The 13,908-nt window shown below is 57.2% G+C and carries 10 protein-coding genes and 1 pseudogene; 7 read left to right on the top strand and 4 right to left on the bottom strand.

What is annotated here, in order from left to right; all coding sequences use genetic code 11:
- Positions 1-808 (top strand): annotated as a pseudogene (locus NKI95_RS33075) (IS3 family transposase); the annotation flags it as partial.
- Positions 809-828: 20 nt separating this feature from the next.
- Positions 829-978 (top strand): hypothetical protein, encoded by a 150-nt coding sequence (locus NKI95_RS33070; RefSeq protein WP_502909286.1) that lies wholly within the window; start codon positions 829-831, stop codon positions 976-978.
- Positions 979-1,310: 332 nt separating this feature from the next.
- On the opposite strand, the gene NKI95_RS33065 is transcribed toward NKI95_RS33070, so the two are convergent.
- The 4 genes from NKI95_RS33065 to NKI95_RS33050 all read right to left on the bottom strand — a co-directional run bounded on the left by NKI95_RS33065 (position 1,311) and on the right by NKI95_RS33050 (position 6,722).
- A complete protein-coding gene (locus tag NKI95_RS33065; protein ID WP_352722046.1) occupies positions 1,311-2,516 on the bottom strand; it encodes an oligosaccharide flippase family protein in 1,206 nt (401 codons plus the stop codon).
- Positions 2,517-2,889: 373 nt separating this feature from the next.
- Positions 2,890-4,023 (bottom strand): hypothetical protein, encoded by a 1,134-nt coding sequence (locus tag NKI95_RS33060; RefSeq protein ID WP_352722044.1) that lies wholly within the window; start codon positions 4,021-4,023, stop codon positions 2,890-2,892.
- Positions 4,020-5,429 (bottom strand): glycosyltransferase, encoded by a 1,410-nt coding sequence (locus NKI95_RS33055; RefSeq protein WP_352722042.1) that lies wholly within the window; start codon positions 5,427-5,429, stop codon positions 4,020-4,022. The genes NKI95_RS33060 and NKI95_RS33055 overlap by 4 nt, the downstream gene beginning before the upstream one ends.
- Positions 5,430-5,474: 45 nt before the next feature.
- On the bottom strand, positions 5,475-6,722 hold the full coding sequence (locus tag NKI95_RS33050) for a glycosyltransferase (RefSeq protein WP_352722040.1): 1,248 nt from the start codon (positions 6,720-6,722) through the stop codon (positions 5,475-5,477).
- A gap of 419 nt (positions 6,723-7,141) precedes the next feature.
- Between NKI95_RS33050 and NKI95_RS33045 the strand changes: the two genes are divergently transcribed.
- The 5 genes from NKI95_RS33045 to NKI95_RS33025 all read left to right on the top strand — a co-directional run bounded on the left by NKI95_RS33045 (position 7,142) and on the right by NKI95_RS33025 (position 13,623).
- Positions 7,142-9,751 carry an SGNH/GDSL hydrolase family protein gene (locus tag NKI95_RS33045; protein WP_352722038.1) on the top strand — a complete coding sequence of 870 codons (2,610 nt, stop codon included), beginning with the start codon at positions 7,142-7,144 and terminating at the stop codon, positions 9,749-9,751.
- Positions 9,706-9,966 (top strand): acyl carrier protein, encoded by a 261-nt coding sequence (locus NKI95_RS33040; protein WP_352722036.1) that lies wholly within the window; start codon positions 9,706-9,708, stop codon positions 9,964-9,966. The genes NKI95_RS33045 and NKI95_RS33040 overlap by 46 nt, the downstream gene beginning before the upstream one ends.
- A gap of 8 nt (positions 9,967-9,974) precedes the next feature.
- A complete protein-coding gene (locus tag NKI95_RS33035; RefSeq protein WP_352722035.1) occupies positions 9,975-11,540 on the top strand; it encodes an amino acid adenylation domain-containing protein in 1,566 nt (521 codons plus the stop codon).
- Positions 11,540-12,688, top strand: a complete 1,149-nt coding sequence (locus NKI95_RS33030) for an acyl-CoA dehydrogenase family protein (protein WP_352722034.1) — start codon at positions 11,540-11,542, stop codon at positions 12,686-12,688. Before NKI95_RS33035 ends, NKI95_RS33030 begins: the two co-directional genes overlap by 1 nt.
- A 578-nt stretch (positions 12,689-13,266) precedes the next feature.
- A complete protein-coding gene (locus NKI95_RS33025) occupies positions 13,267-13,623 on the top strand; it encodes a hypothetical protein (RefSeq protein WP_352722032.1) in 357 nt (118 codons plus the stop codon).
- Positions 13,624-13,908 lie beyond the last annotated feature (285 nt).

Below are 13,908 nucleotides of genomic sequence, written 5' to 3'. Positions count from 1 at the left end.
CCTGATCAGACCAGATACCGTTCCCGATTCGAAGGCCATCCGTCGAAAGCGCTCGCGTCAACGTGCAGCGAAAATAGCGCTTACGCTGCGGCGGGAAGGTTATGTGGTCAATCACAAGCGTCTGTTCCGGCTCTATCGCGAGGAGAAGCTTGCCGTTCGGCGCCGTGGCGGCCGCAAGCGGCCATTGGAACGCGGGCACCGATGATGGTCCCCGTTTGCGCCCAACGACCGTTAGTCACTGGACTTCGTGTCGGATCAGCTGACCGATGGCCGTCGCTTCCGGATATTGACCGTCGTCGACGACTGCACGCGCGAGTGCCTGGGGTTGGTCGCGGATACGTCTCTGTCCGGCGTGAGGGTTGCCCGCGAACTCGATCGGCTCATGATCGAACGCGGCAAGCCGAAGATGGTGGTCAGTGACAATGGCAGCGAACTGACCAGCAATGCGATCCTTACCTGGGCCGATGCAAGCCGCGTCGACTGGCATTATATCGCGCCGGGCAAGCCAATGCAGAACGGCTTCATCGAGAGCTTCAACGGTCGCCTCCGTGACGAACTGCTGAACGAGATGCTGTTCACCTCATTGGCGCAGGCTCGCGCGGTCTTGGCCAGTAGTTGGCGGACAGATTACAACATCAATCGCCCACATTCGCGGCTCGGATGGCAGACCCCCTTCGAGTTCGCCCACACCTTCACCCCGCGACGGGACACAGCGCTGCGCACCATGATCAGCTCCGCGCCTGTGCCCGTCGCTCAAACCGCCCAACAGGGCAACAATGATCGCCGGAGCGAACTCAGGATTGGATAAAACTTGGGGGCAACGTCAAGATGGCCTATTCAAAACTCAAGGCACGGCTGCGAAAGAAGGCGGCCAGAACCTTCGACGCACTCTGCCAGGCCCTCGGCGATATCTGCCATCTGTTCGAGCCAACCGAATGCAGAAACCTCTTCAAGGCTGCCGGATATGAGGCCAATTAATCACGACACGCTTTAGTCACGTGCACTGTCTGATACGTCGAAAAGGGCGGCCGAATGAAGTAATCATCCGGAACAGGAACAAGAAGTCTGCCGATCCGCTCCCGAGTTCCAGAAGAGTGGCCGCTTGATCGTTGGATCATTGTGATCCCTCTCTGGACGCAAGCATTAGATGCTCCTACTCCCAAATGATGGAAAGCATATGGTGAAACCGGCTTCGACCCCAAGCACGTTTTGGGCGGAGCAGATCGTCGATTGTCTGGCGGATGATCGGTTCCTCTCCGGATGTTGTTATGACTACCGAAGAGTAGCATGTAACCGTATTCGGTCGCAAGTCAGCTCGGAATCCACTTGGGCCATGCTGCTTTCTTGGGCGCTACGGTTTGCAGGACATCCACCCCGTATTTCCCGAATAGAAGCGAAGCTCTCAAATAGACAGTAACGGCAGATAACGTGCCTATGACAAAAGCCCCAACTGCCAGTACAAGATAGTGCGGTAAGCCGGCGAATAGCATCCTGACCGCAAACCCAGTAGCGTAGATGACGGCGGCGAAAGCGATTGGCGGGATATGGACGAGCACGAAATCCACGAATGACAATTCGGTTATGCGGCAGCTAATGACGGAATAAAGGACGAAACTCATTAGAATGGCACCCGACACGGCCGCCGCTACCGCGCTCACTCCATAAGGCGCCGCGAAAAATGCGAATGATGTCACAAGCGCCGCGTTGACAATCTGCATGGACGCGCTGCGGTAGCTGCGGCCCGTGGCAAGCATGACAGCGCCGCACACTTTGAATCCGACGCGGAAATAGATCGCCGCGGAAAATACGGCAATCGGAACCACTGCATCTATCCACTTAGGGCCGAAAATTGTCAGGACGATCTCCTTGGAGAAGCAGCAAAGAAACGCGCTGGTCGGGAGGGTGAGGGCTGCGGTCAAGGCATGGCCCTTCAGCTGAGCGGTGCGCAACCTGGCCTCGTCGGTCTGCACTTTTGACAGCAACGGGAAAACGACCGTTCTACTCAGGTTTCCAAATAGAATGGCCGGTATTGTGATCAGAATGAACGCTCTCGTGTAGATGCCAAGGTCCGTGGTCCCGACCAAACGCGCGACGATGATCTTGTCAATGTATTGGGCGCCGAAGTCCGAAACTCCGGCCAAGGAATATCCCAGGCTCTGCTTATGGATCTCACGATAGGACTGCAGGTCGAAGCGCGGTTTAGCGAGATACCTTCTCGCGGTAATCAAGTAAATGCCAGAAAGAAAAATTGCCTCGGCCATGGCAGCGATCACCAATGCCCAATAGCTCAATCCGAGATAGGCAAGCGGAATAGCCAAGCCGACGTTGGCAAGAATCCATGCCGTCAAGTTCGCCGTCGAGGAGACTTTGAACTTCAAGTTCCGCGAGAGAACCGCCTCGGCCACAAGGTTGAACGCGTTTGCGAACATAATGAAGGCGAGCACGCGGGAAACAATGTTGAGCTCCGGCACATGAAAGCATGAAAGAGATCGGCGATCACGCCCGCGAACAACCATTGAAGCACAGCGAGCCAGCGGCGATCAGCAGGGACAGGAATGCCACGGTTCCCATATGGCGCTTTTCGAGATCCGCCCGCTGGACCACGACTTGCGACATTGCCCAGGTTGGCAATGCGATTGCCGATGTCCACGATGATCAGCGCGGCGCCGACAGCGCCGTACTCTTGGGGGGAAGGAGGCGCGCGAGAATGGCCGTGACCGGGAGATTCAATAAGATCCGGGCCAACAATGCGGCTCCCGACCACGAGAGCCCCTTGGCCGCCCTTCGCGTCAGGTCCTTATGTTCAATGACCTCGTCCAAGCTCGCTTGCCCCAGATCTGTCCCATCCCTATTCTTTGGCGCCCGTTCAGAGACGGAGATAGCAGTCACTCACTGAAACCGCCTAGTTGCCTCCAGCAGCAATCTGCGGATTCCGCTGCCGTGTGTGACGTCGAAAACCCATGAGAGAAGAGGCAGCCGCTTCCGCGTCAAGGAGATCCACCGCTTCAGAAGGCGCTCCAGACGGAAGCCAATCTGATCTTGAACAGCGTTGTGGTGGACTTCGATCTCCCGTCTCTTCTCGAGCGAAAGTCCCGGATAGGGCTGCCAGGCTGCCTTGGCCGCATCGAGATCGAATTCCGGAAAACTCGGCAGACAGAACTCCGTACGTAGCCGCTCCATGCTGGGCTGCAACTTCGACAGGAGGCTGGCTCTTTCATCGGGTGAGAGGTATTCGTGATTATTGTTGGGGCTCGTCACTCTCCGATCGACCAATTCATAAATCTTGAGTTCCAGCCACCGTTCAGAAAAAAGAATGTGCTCGTTCCTGAGGCGCTTATATTCCAAGACGTCCCGGCTCAGGCGTTCATTGGCGCGAAGACAGGGCCACGTAAACGCGGAGATATCGTCGATCCCGACGACGTTCTTCATGAAATCATCGATCACATTCGGCAGGGCCGACTCGTACACCCGTACCGAACACGCGTTTTTCCCAAAGATTTCGCGCCAAATTGAAAGGCAGCGATGATAATCCAGCATATCCTCGATCATGTTCAGAAAATCGATGACGTCTCCCGTGAACAGAACACCGCGCTTGACGTGCTGATTGTACAACGACTCGAGATAATAATCCGGCCTTCTCACATAACACAGCACATGGCATTCCACCCTCGCCGGAATGGAATCGCGCAAACGTTCGATCAAACTGCGCTCCGACAGGGCATCAGCGCTGGACATCTTGGCCATGAAGCGCATCAGGTGTATGACCATAGAATAGAGATTTTCGGAACTTGCGATGATTGTGTGCGCTCCGTCTTGTTCAGCCTTTCTCAGATGATGCAGAAAGAAAGGCAAGAATTTATCCGGTCCGCACAACGACTGCGTATTGGTCTTGAAATTGAACTCGTGCGGAGGCGTGGCATAGTGAATGCCGTGCTCGCGGAGGTTCTTTGCATTCGCGCACAGGAATTGCTGTAGCGCTGTGGTGCCCGTCTTTTGAGTGCCGATATGAAGAATGAGCTTCATGTGAGGTTCATACCCCGGACGCGGAGCGAAGATGTCCTTTCCTTGAGAAGAGCCGCGAAGAGCTTCATTTGCTCTTGGGCAACCCTCTCGATACTGAATCGCTCAGCGATCGTTTGTACTGCGCGCCGCGCCATCTCATCGCGCTTAGCTTCCGATAGGCCGAGCGCGCGAAGAAGGAGTCCGCAATACTCGGCATGCGAGCGAGCCAAAAAGCCGCTGCGCTCATGTTCCACAATGTCGGACGCACCGCTGATATCGGTGATGATCGGGACCACGCCGCAGCTCATGGCCTCGAGCAGGGCGTTTGACATGCCTTCCGACACCGAGGTGGAAAGATAGAAATCAGCCTCCCACAGAAAGGGAAACACATCTTCGATCGCGCCGGCGAATGTGACCCTGCCGGAAAGGGCCAACCGGGCCGCCTGTTCCTCGAGAGGGACGTGGCACTGCCCATCGCCCAGTATAGTGAGTTGCGTTTTTGCCTCGGCGGGAAGTGCCGCGAACGCATCGATCATGTGCTCGAGGCATTTTTCCGGTTCGAGGCGGCCAAGGCAGATAAAGCGTCGGGTGCCATCGGCGCTCGGCTCGCGGCGCGGCTTGCGGGGCAGATCGATCCCATTCGGAATCATGTGAATGCGATGCGCGTCGATGCCATGTCTCCTCAGATCACCAGCGATTTGGCGGCTATTGGCGATGAAGGCCGTGACGTGACGTTTGATCAGGGCGGAGGCCCAGCGACCGATGATCTTCTTTTCGCGCACAACGTCGAGATCGAAACACCGTCCGCCCCGGCCCAATTTTGCGAGAACCGGTTTGCGCAGGAGGGCTCCTGCCAATGCCGCCGGAACGGCGTGAAGTCGGGCATGGACGATATATACGACATCGAATTCGTCGCGATGGCGCAGCATCCAGACCACAACCTGCACACACCACGACAGGAACGACAGTATATGCCGCCCGCCTAAATTCGGCGCCGCGCGCAAGCGAAGGCGCTGGATGGGCACCCCGTCGATGGCGGACCGTTTTGGCGTCGAGCGCGACAACCTGGGTGCTATAATAGTTACGGAAACGCCCCTTTCAACCAGCACCCGGGCAAATCGCCGCGTCTGTTGTTCGGCGCCGCCACATGACTCAGGAAAATAAGTTGGGAGCACGAGCAGAATACGAGCTTCGGCTCGCGGGAACTTCATCGGATGCGCAGAGGCAATTTCTGTTACAATCATATCAATCCGCCGGATAGCGTTCCTCGGGACGATGGCGGCCACCAAGATTACAACCCGTCCCACGTGCAAAAAAGAAGATGCCGTTTTTTGGCATTTCACCGCCTTCAGCGCACCGAGCCCCTCGTCTAGAACGACGCACTCCACCTTATACTCGAAATCGGCAAAGTGTGCACCGCTATCCAATCCGATAACCTATCGATCACTGTAAAACGCATAGGTCACACCCGTTCATCGCGGAAGCGCAACATTTCGGACAGGACGCCTTGCTGACACTCCCTTGCTTGCCCAATGCTGGTCAAGAACTTTGCGGTAAATGGCATCGATCCGCTTGCCCATCAGCCTGGCGTCCCAGTTCGAAAGATCAGTCGCCGCGGCACCTTGGGCGAGGCCAGCCAGTCTTTCACGATCCTCAAGGAGGGCTGCAATGGCGTCGGCCATGGCTGCCAAATCGTGCGCGGGTGCAATCACACCGTTGATACCAGGGCGGAGCACGTCGCGAAGACCTGGCAGATCGCAAGCGACGCAAGGCTTGCCGCCGGCGAGATATTGCATGACCACGCGGGGGAGTCCCTCACGCATGGAACAGAGCAGGCAGAGATCCGCGAGCGCGATCAGCCGCTCGGGGTCGTCCCGATAACCGGTAAAGACCACTTGGCGCTCCAGCCCGAGCCATTTGGCCCGCGATTCGACGACCGAGTGAAGCGGTCCGTCGCCCGTAAGCACAAGCACCGCGTCGGGTAAGCGGATCTCGACTTTCCTGAAAACGTCCAGAAATTCCGTGTGTCGCTTCCGTGGCTCGAATGCAGCGATCATCAAGAGCACAGGCGGCCGCGGCGCGTCCGGTGCCAAGCGCAACAAATCGCGCCAATCATCGGGCGGACCGGCGTTGCGAAAACGATCGAGATCGAATCCGGAATGGACCACATAATGTTTGTCCGGACGTCCCACTCCTGCGCTTAAGCACAAATCACGGATGCCCTCGCTCACACTGATGAACGCACTGGTGAGTGGTGCTGCCAGCTTTTCCAAGACGAGATAGGCAAACCGCTCGGCGACGCCGACATTGACAAAAGGCACGATATGCACGCCATGAACGATCGCTGGAACTCCCGCCGCCCATGCCGCGAAACGCCCGAGAATGCCTGCCTTGCTGGTGTGCGTATGCACGATGTCGGCATTCAACGAGCGGAACCTTCGGGTAAGCGACAACAATGCCCTCACGTCGCAAACAGGCGAAATGGACCGGGTCAAGCTCGGGACGCCAATGAGTTTCACCCGCGGGTCCACTCTAGCTATGATTTCCGGGTGGACCGTCTCGCCGTGAAGTAGGACAACATCATGTCCTCCTTGCGCGGCCCAATTGCAGGAATGGACAGTATTCTCATCAGCACCGCCATTGATGAGACGGGTAATGACATGAACGATCCGCAGTCGATGCCCCATGTCGATCTTGATTTCCGAATCCCGTGCTTTCATATCGCCGCACCGATCGCGCTGAATCCATCGGATGGCTACGTTCCCATGCCCAGCCGCGCATCGATGGGTGCATGCCGCACATGCCGTTCCATAAGGAGGGGGTTATCCCAGTCGCTCAGATTGAGCCTAATTGATTTAAACGTCTCAGAGACATGTCGCTGTTACCCTGGGCACAGCGGAATGATTATTTGGCGGTATACTTCCATGCTAATGTCTCTGCTTAACGCGTTTGCGCGAAATCGGACTCGTTGAAAGATTAGTCAAGGCAACGGTTTAAGGGAGCGGTGCGCTTACCTTTTCCAGGGGACAGGAGCCAATGGCAGAGGTCGCTTGGCTGCAGCTCGGGGAACTTTCGCGTGCCCCAAAGTTGCTTATTGTCGATGTGCGCCGGCATCGATCAAGAGATCCGTGGCCTTGACATGAAGACATTGATCCTTCCCTGGTCGGCGGGTCCTACGGAGTCTGACCCGAGAAGCATTCTGGCTTGGTTAGCCATAGCCGGCCAGTTGGCCCTCTTCATCACGCTCGTCTATCTCCTCAGGCTTGAGACTACTGCGCTTGTCCGCGTCCTGCTCGTCGCTCTCGCCGGCTGGTGCGTGCACTACTTCCTGCCACAGCGTTACCGGCTGCCGTTTTTCGTGCTGCTCTCGTTCGCGGCTATCGCCGCCGTCTTTGGTAACTTTGGGCCCAACTGGCATCATTGGAGATTTGAGGGCCTCATCGATGCTGCCTGGATCGTCGTCATTGGGCTCGTATTGATCGAAATTGCTCGCCTGCCGATCGCTTTTGGATGGAGAGTGCTGGTGCTGGTTGGCGCCGGCTGCGGGCTCGCCGCCGCACGGATGGATTGGATAGCGACCCCATGGACGCACGCCATCTGGCCCGTGCTCGCTTCCATGTTCATGTTCCGTCTGATCGTCTATGTATACGAAATGCGGCGAGAACAGAGAATGTCGACGCTGTCGGAACGGCTCGCGTATTTCTTTATGTTGCCGAATGTGTGCTTCCCGCTCTTTCCAGTCGTAGATTTTAGGACTTTCCGTAGCAGCTACTACAATGCTGACCAGCACTATATCTATCAAACGGGTATTCAGTTGCTGTTTCGCGGTGCTATCCATTTGATATGCTACCGCATCGTATATCAGCGATTTGTGATCGATGCAGAGGATGTACAAAATCAGGTTGAGCTTTTGCAGTTCATGATCTGGCCGTTTTTGCTTTATCTCAAGATTTCAGGAACCTTTCACGTAATCAGCGGGATTCTTCATTTATTTGGATTCAATCTTCCAGAAACCCACAATCTCTATTTCCTTTCCTCGAGCTTTACAGACTTCTGGCGTCGAATAAATATATATTGGAAAGACTTTATAATGAAAATTGTATACTATCCCGTTTATTTTCGTTTTCGACGCTGGGGAGAGAGCGTGGCGGTCGTCAGCGCGACACTCCTGGCGTTCCTCGCGACGTGGCTGCTACACAATTATCAGTGGTTTTGGTTGCGTGGCACCTGGGTATTCACTTGGAACGACTTCCTCTTCTGGATGATCCTGGCCGTGCTCGTGACAGTCAACGCCCTCTATGAAATGCGGCACGGTCGCACGCGGCGCCTGCGTGGCGGTGCACTCAGCTGGAACGGTGCGCTGCAAACTGCGGGCCGGACCATCGGCGTGTTCGTCGTCATCTCGCTCCTTTGGTCGTTTTGGAGCGCGAGCTCGGTCCCGCAATGGTTCTCGGTCTTCGACACCGTGGGCGTGGAAGGTCCCGGCAAAATGACGCCCGCCCTCGTGCTGGTCACGGTGGCAGCTATAATTGGCATTCCTGCCCTTGCGCTCGCGCGTGGCGCCGCCGACCGCCAGTACAGTTTCTGGCGATCGGTTGCGTCGGTCGGTGTCTGCGGGTTGATCGCGGTTTGCACCTCGCTCCTGGGGGGTCGCGGTGGCCTCGGCGAGACGGTGAGTACCGCAATGGCCGACATTAGAATGCCGAACCTCAATAGCCGCGACAGCGCGAACCTGGAGCGCGGCTACTACGAGAACCTCGTCAATGTCAGCGCATTTAACCCAGAACTGTGGATTGTCTACGGCCAACGACGAGACGAGGGATGGGAGAATTTAGACAAAACGCCGCTGAGTGAGTTCACAGGTGCGCTTCCCACGACCTATCTGCGTCCACTCTCCCAAGCAGACTTTAAGGGAACCCGGGTCCACATCAACCGCTGGGGCATGCGAGATCAGGACTACGAGAAGATCCCTTCTCCCGGCACCCTACGAATTGCAGTCGTCGGCTCTTCGCACGTCTTCGGCGAGGGTGTCGCGGATGAAGAGGTTTTTGAGGGCTTGTTGGAGCGGCGGCTGAATGAGCAGGCGGCCGACAGAGGGTATCGAGATTACGAGGTGCTGAACTTTGCCGTTGGGGGCTATGTTCCCCTGGACATTCTGGCCATCACCGAGGATCGGGTGCTCGCATTCAAACCACAGTACATTTTTTACTTCGAGCACAGCGCGCTTATTCCACGAATGCTAAAGCGTCTCGTGAAAGCAATCCAGAACGGCTCCGCATATCGCTACGACTTCGTGCGCGACATTGTACGCGAAAGCGGGATAGATCCCGGCGCCGACCGCGAGGTGCTTCAAAGAAAGCTCACGCCCTACGGAGAAAGACTTCTGCGTGCGATCTATTCTCGAATCGTGGAAGCTGCGAAACGAGAAGGTGTCGGGGTCTTTTGGATCTATCTACCCAGACCAGACGAGAGGACCAGTCCCGAGATGGAGAGGCGCCTCGCTGCCGAGGCTGGATTCAACGTTCTCGATCTTTCCAATGTGTATGACGGGCACGACTGGCGGACCCTTCAAGTAGCACCTTGGGATGATCACCCAAACGCCGCTGGCCATCGGCTTATCGCCGACAAGCTTTACGAGGTGCTGCAGCAACGCCGGGATCTAATTCCCCTGAACCTTGCGGTTGCTCCACAAAAGGAGGAACAATGGACGCGATCCAGATTAGGACAATGGCAAAGGACTTCATATTGAAGGAGTTCCTGCCCGGTGAAAGGCCGGAGAATCTGACGGATTCAACGGAGCTGATAAATGGCGGCATTCTCGACTCGCTGGCGACGCTTAAGCTCGTTGCCTACCTAGAAAAGTCCTGCGGTATCGAAATCGCCCCCGACGAACTCGTGCCAGAGAACCTGAACTCCATCGCCCATATTGCCAATTTCGTCCAATCCAAGCAGGCGTCTACATAGAGCCCGTCATGACGGTCGCTACCTTACACGAATATCTGGAACAGAGCGCGATGCGGCATAGCGGTAGGTGCGCAGCCGTCGAGGCGAGTTCCGGGCGGCAGATCACTTACGGCGAGCTCGACACGCTGTCGAGCCGAGTGCGCGACTATCTCCGTCGGATAGGCGTCCGTCCGGGGGATCGCGTCGGCATTTGCCTTCCAAAATCGATCGCTTCGCTCGCTGTTTTATTCGGCATCTTGAAGGTCGGCGCGGCCTATGTGCCCGTCGACTCTCTGGCGCCGCCTGCGCGTAACGCGTTCATATTCACCGACTGCGGCGTGCGCGCGATTTTCGTGGAGGCGTTCCGAGCCGAAGCTTTGCGCTGCGAGTTAGCGCGCTTAGATGCGGAACCTCGGCTCTTGCCGCTCGACGGGTCCGACAGTTCCTCGCCGCTCTCGACGTACCTGGCTCGCATGGAAGCCGAGGGCGGTTTGGCGGTGGAGGACGAATCGGCGCGGCCGGGGCCGGAGAACCTCGCTTACGTGCTTTACACTTCGGGCTCGACCGGCCAGCCGAAAGGTGTGATGCTGACGCATCGTAATGGCTCGAGCTTCGTGGACTGGTGCTCCGAGATCCTCGCCCCTGACGAGAATGACCGCTTCTGCTCTCATGCGCCCTTCCACTTCGACCTGTCCCTCCTCGACATCTACGTACCGCTGAAGCACGGCGCGACCGTATTCCTGATCGGTGAAGAGCTCGGCAAGAATCCGGCCCGAATGGCCTCGGTTATCGCGGAGCGGCGGTTGACCGTCTGGTATTCCACGCCCTCCGTACTGACGCTTCTAGTCGAGCACGGCGGCCTTAATGCTCGCGACGACCACACTCTTCGGTTCATTCTATTTGCCGGCGAGGTCTTTCCGGTCAAGCATCTGCGCAGGCTGAAGGCTCTGATTCCGCGCCCCCGCTACCTGAATCTTTATGGCCCAACCGAAACCAACGTCTGTACCTATTACGAAATCCCGCAGACGATCGCCGAAGACCGCACAGCGCCATTTCCGATCGGGCGCTCTTGCTCGCATGTTAAGGCGCGCGTGATTGATGCGAAGGGCCGCGACGTGCCGCGAGGCCAGGAAGGCGAGCTCGCAATCAGCGGCGCGCCCGTGATGCTGGGCTATTGGAACCTGCCTGAGCGAACAAGCGGCGCTTTTCACGTCGATTCAACCGGCCGCTGGTACCGGACCGGCGATATCGTGATCGAAGGCGATAATGGCGTCTACATCTTCCGCGGTCGACGCGACCGGATGGTCAAGAGGCGGGGATATCGGATCGAACTTGGCGAGATCGAGACGGCACTCTATCGCCATCCAGCGATCTCCGAGGTGGCGGCGATCGCTCGCTCGGAGGAGTCGGGCGTCTCCATTAAAGTGTTCTATGCCTCGCGCAACGGTGCTGCGCTGTCACTCATCGACCTGAAGCGGTTCTGCGCTCACAATTTGCCGGCCTACATGGCCCCGGACTGGTTCTCGCATCAGCCATTACTTCCGAAGACATCGACGGATAAGATCGACTACCAGCATCTAATAAGGATGGAGTAGTGGATTTCGCGCTGAACGAGGAGCAGCGTATCCTGCGCGGGGAGATCCTTCGCTTCGCGCAAGGTAAGCTCAACAAGGATGTCAGGCAGCGCGACCGAGACCAAATATTCCAGCGCGAGTTGTGGCAGGCCTGCGCGCAAATGGGCCTGACCGGCCTGCCAGTCCCCGAAGCCTACGGCGGATCCGGTCTCGATTCCCTGTCCACGGCCATTGCAATCGACGCGCTCGGCTACGGCTGCGAGGATTCCGGCTTGGTGTTCTCGATCTGCGCCCACCTTTTGGCCGGCGTTGTGCCGATTTGGAAGTTCGGCACTGAAGAGCAGAAGAATCGATATCTTCCGGGGCTCTGTGATGGCACTTTGATCGCAGCCAATGCGATGAGCGAACCGGAGTCGGGCTCCGATGCATTTGCGATGAAAACCAGGGCGGAGCCCCATGGCGACGGCTTTATAGTCAACGGGACGAAGACCTTCGTGAGCAACGGGCCGGTGGCGGATATAGCCGTCGTCTTTGCTATCACTGACTTCGCCAAGGGTCATTTCGGCGGGATCACGAGCTTCCTGATGGACTGCACGCTGCCGGGCTATCGGGTCGCGCAAAAGTTCGAAAAAATGGGGCTGCGGACGTCTCCGATCGGGGAGCTTGTCTTCGAGAATGTGCTCGTTTCGAAAGACGCCGTTCTCGGCGGAGTGGGCGGCGGCTCGAGGCTATTCGCCCATAGCATGGACTGGGAGCGGGCGTGCCTATTCGCCGGCCATGTAGGTACGATGGAGCGGCTTCTGGAAAAGGCAGTGGCCTATGCGCGCACCAGACATCAGTCCGGCCAAGCCATCTCCAAGCACCAGGCGGTCGCCCATAAAATTGCCGACATGAAGATGCAGGTGGAGGCGGCCCGACTCCTCACCTACAAGGCGGCGTGGGGCCTTGAGCGCTCCGAGTCCGTATCCCTCGATGCCGCCGTTTCGAAGCTCTTTGTGAGCGAATCGCTAGTCCGCACTACGCTCGATGTCGTCCAGGTCTTCGGCGGCTATGGTTTCTTGAGCGAATTCGAAGTCGAACGTGCCGTGCGCGATGCCATTGGCAGCAAGGTCTATTCCGGGACTTCGGAGATACAGCGCAACATCATTGCTGGCTGGCTGGGGCTTTGATGACCGCTGTGGTCAGAGGACCTATCCGGTGAAGGGCGACGGGAGCTGTCGCGGGCCCTGCCGTAAGCTCGCGAAAAAGGGCGCTCGACTTTGCTGAGGCAACCGGAACGGCGGCGCGGTGGCTCGACCTGAACGGCTAAGCTTAAGCTAGAGCTTCGCGTGCGGGGCCGGCACCTCAGGAATGGGTCTACAGTCTGTTGTCGATTATCGCCCTTACTGCAAGCACTTGTTCGCGCATTGCCGATTGTGGTCTTTGGGCACCGTTTGATTGCTTGCGGCACAGAAGCTTGAAAGATAGGCTTTGTGGATGCGGCTTCTCTATATACATTCCGCATACGTCCCAGCGCCGGCCGCCAATGCGGCACATGTCGCAAAGATGTGTCATGCTTTTCGGGTTGCCGGTGCGGAGGTCCTGCTAGCGTATTCGCGCGCGATCTTTTCATAATGATCCCGTGTATTCTCTTTTCATAATGATCCCGTGTATTCATAGAGGCGCGAGGAAGCGGATTGAACACCGAGTTCCCATTCCGCGTTCTCCCGTACCCTTTTGGCTTGTGACCGGCCGGGAGCTTTTTGCCGTGTTGGCCCTTCTTGCTGCGGTCTGGCTGAGGCCGGATGTCATCTTTACACGCTCGGCTACTGTAGCGCTTGTTTCCGCCGGAATTTTCCGGTTCACGATGTTTGAGCTTCACCATCCGATTGGCGGTTTGAGCAGCCGTCAGCGTCCGCGCCTTGCCAAACTGATAGGGTTGGAGGCATTCAGTATGCTGGTCACCCACGTCGCAACGTCTGCGGGACGACGGCATCTGTCTTTTCCTCAACATGCCGGAAAATTTTTCATCGCGCCCAATGGCGCGGATCCGGTTCCACCGAACGTGGAGACATGCAGCCTCACTGGCACGTTCAAGATCGGTTATGTCGGGATGAGATCATAAGCGCTATTGCGCCTCGATGCGGCTGGGCGACATTTCATATCGTCGGGGGAACACCCAGCGATTTAGCGTATTGGACATCGAAGCTGGCCCAATGCCCGAACACAGTGTTTCATGGCTACGTTCCCCACGCCACGACATATGCCTACTTGGCTGAAATCGACGTTGTACTCGCGCCGTATCTCAGAAATGTACAAGGCCAGTGACCTGCCACTGAATTTTCATCCGGCTGCAGTTAGAGCCTCGGCGGGTTTTACGCCGTATGGTGCGGGTTGAGCAACGGGTGAT

Origin of the sequence: Mesorhizobium sp. M0306 (assembly GCF_040321655.1) — a bacterium.
GTDB lineage: Bacteria > Pseudomonadota > Alphaproteobacteria > Rhizobiales > Rhizobiaceae > Mesorhizobium.
This window is presented reverse-complemented; position numbering and strand designations above follow the sequence as displayed.

Excerpts from the sequence above, each read along its gene's own strand:
- NKI95_RS33070 (WP_502909286.1), top strand. The coding sequence starts at position 829 with ATGGCCTATTCAAAACTCAAGGCACGGCTGCGAAAGAAGGCGGCCAGA.
- NKI95_RS33050 (WP_352722040.1), bottom strand. The coding sequence starts at position 6,722 with ATGAAAGCACGGGATTCGGAAATCAAGATCGACATGGGGCATCGACTG.
- NKI95_RS33035 (WP_352722035.1), top strand. The coding sequence starts at position 9,975 with ATGACGGTCGCTACCTTACACGAATATCTGGAACAGAGCGCGATGCGG.
- NKI95_RS33045 (WP_352722038.1), top strand. The coding sequence starts at position 7,142 with ATGAAGACATTGATCCTTCCCTGGTCGGCGGGTCCTACGGAGTCTGAC.
- NKI95_RS33065 (WP_352722046.1), bottom strand. The coding sequence starts at position 2,516 with ATGGTTGTTCGCGGGCGTGATCGCCGATCTCTTTCATGCTTTCATGTG.
- NKI95_RS33060 (WP_352722044.1), bottom strand. The coding sequence starts at position 4,023 with ATGAAGCTCATTCTTCATATCGGCACTCAAAAGACGGGCACCACAGCG.
- NKI95_RS33040 (WP_352722036.1), top strand. The coding sequence starts at position 9,706 with ATGGACGCGATCCAGATTAGGACAATGGCAAAGGACTTCATATTGAAG.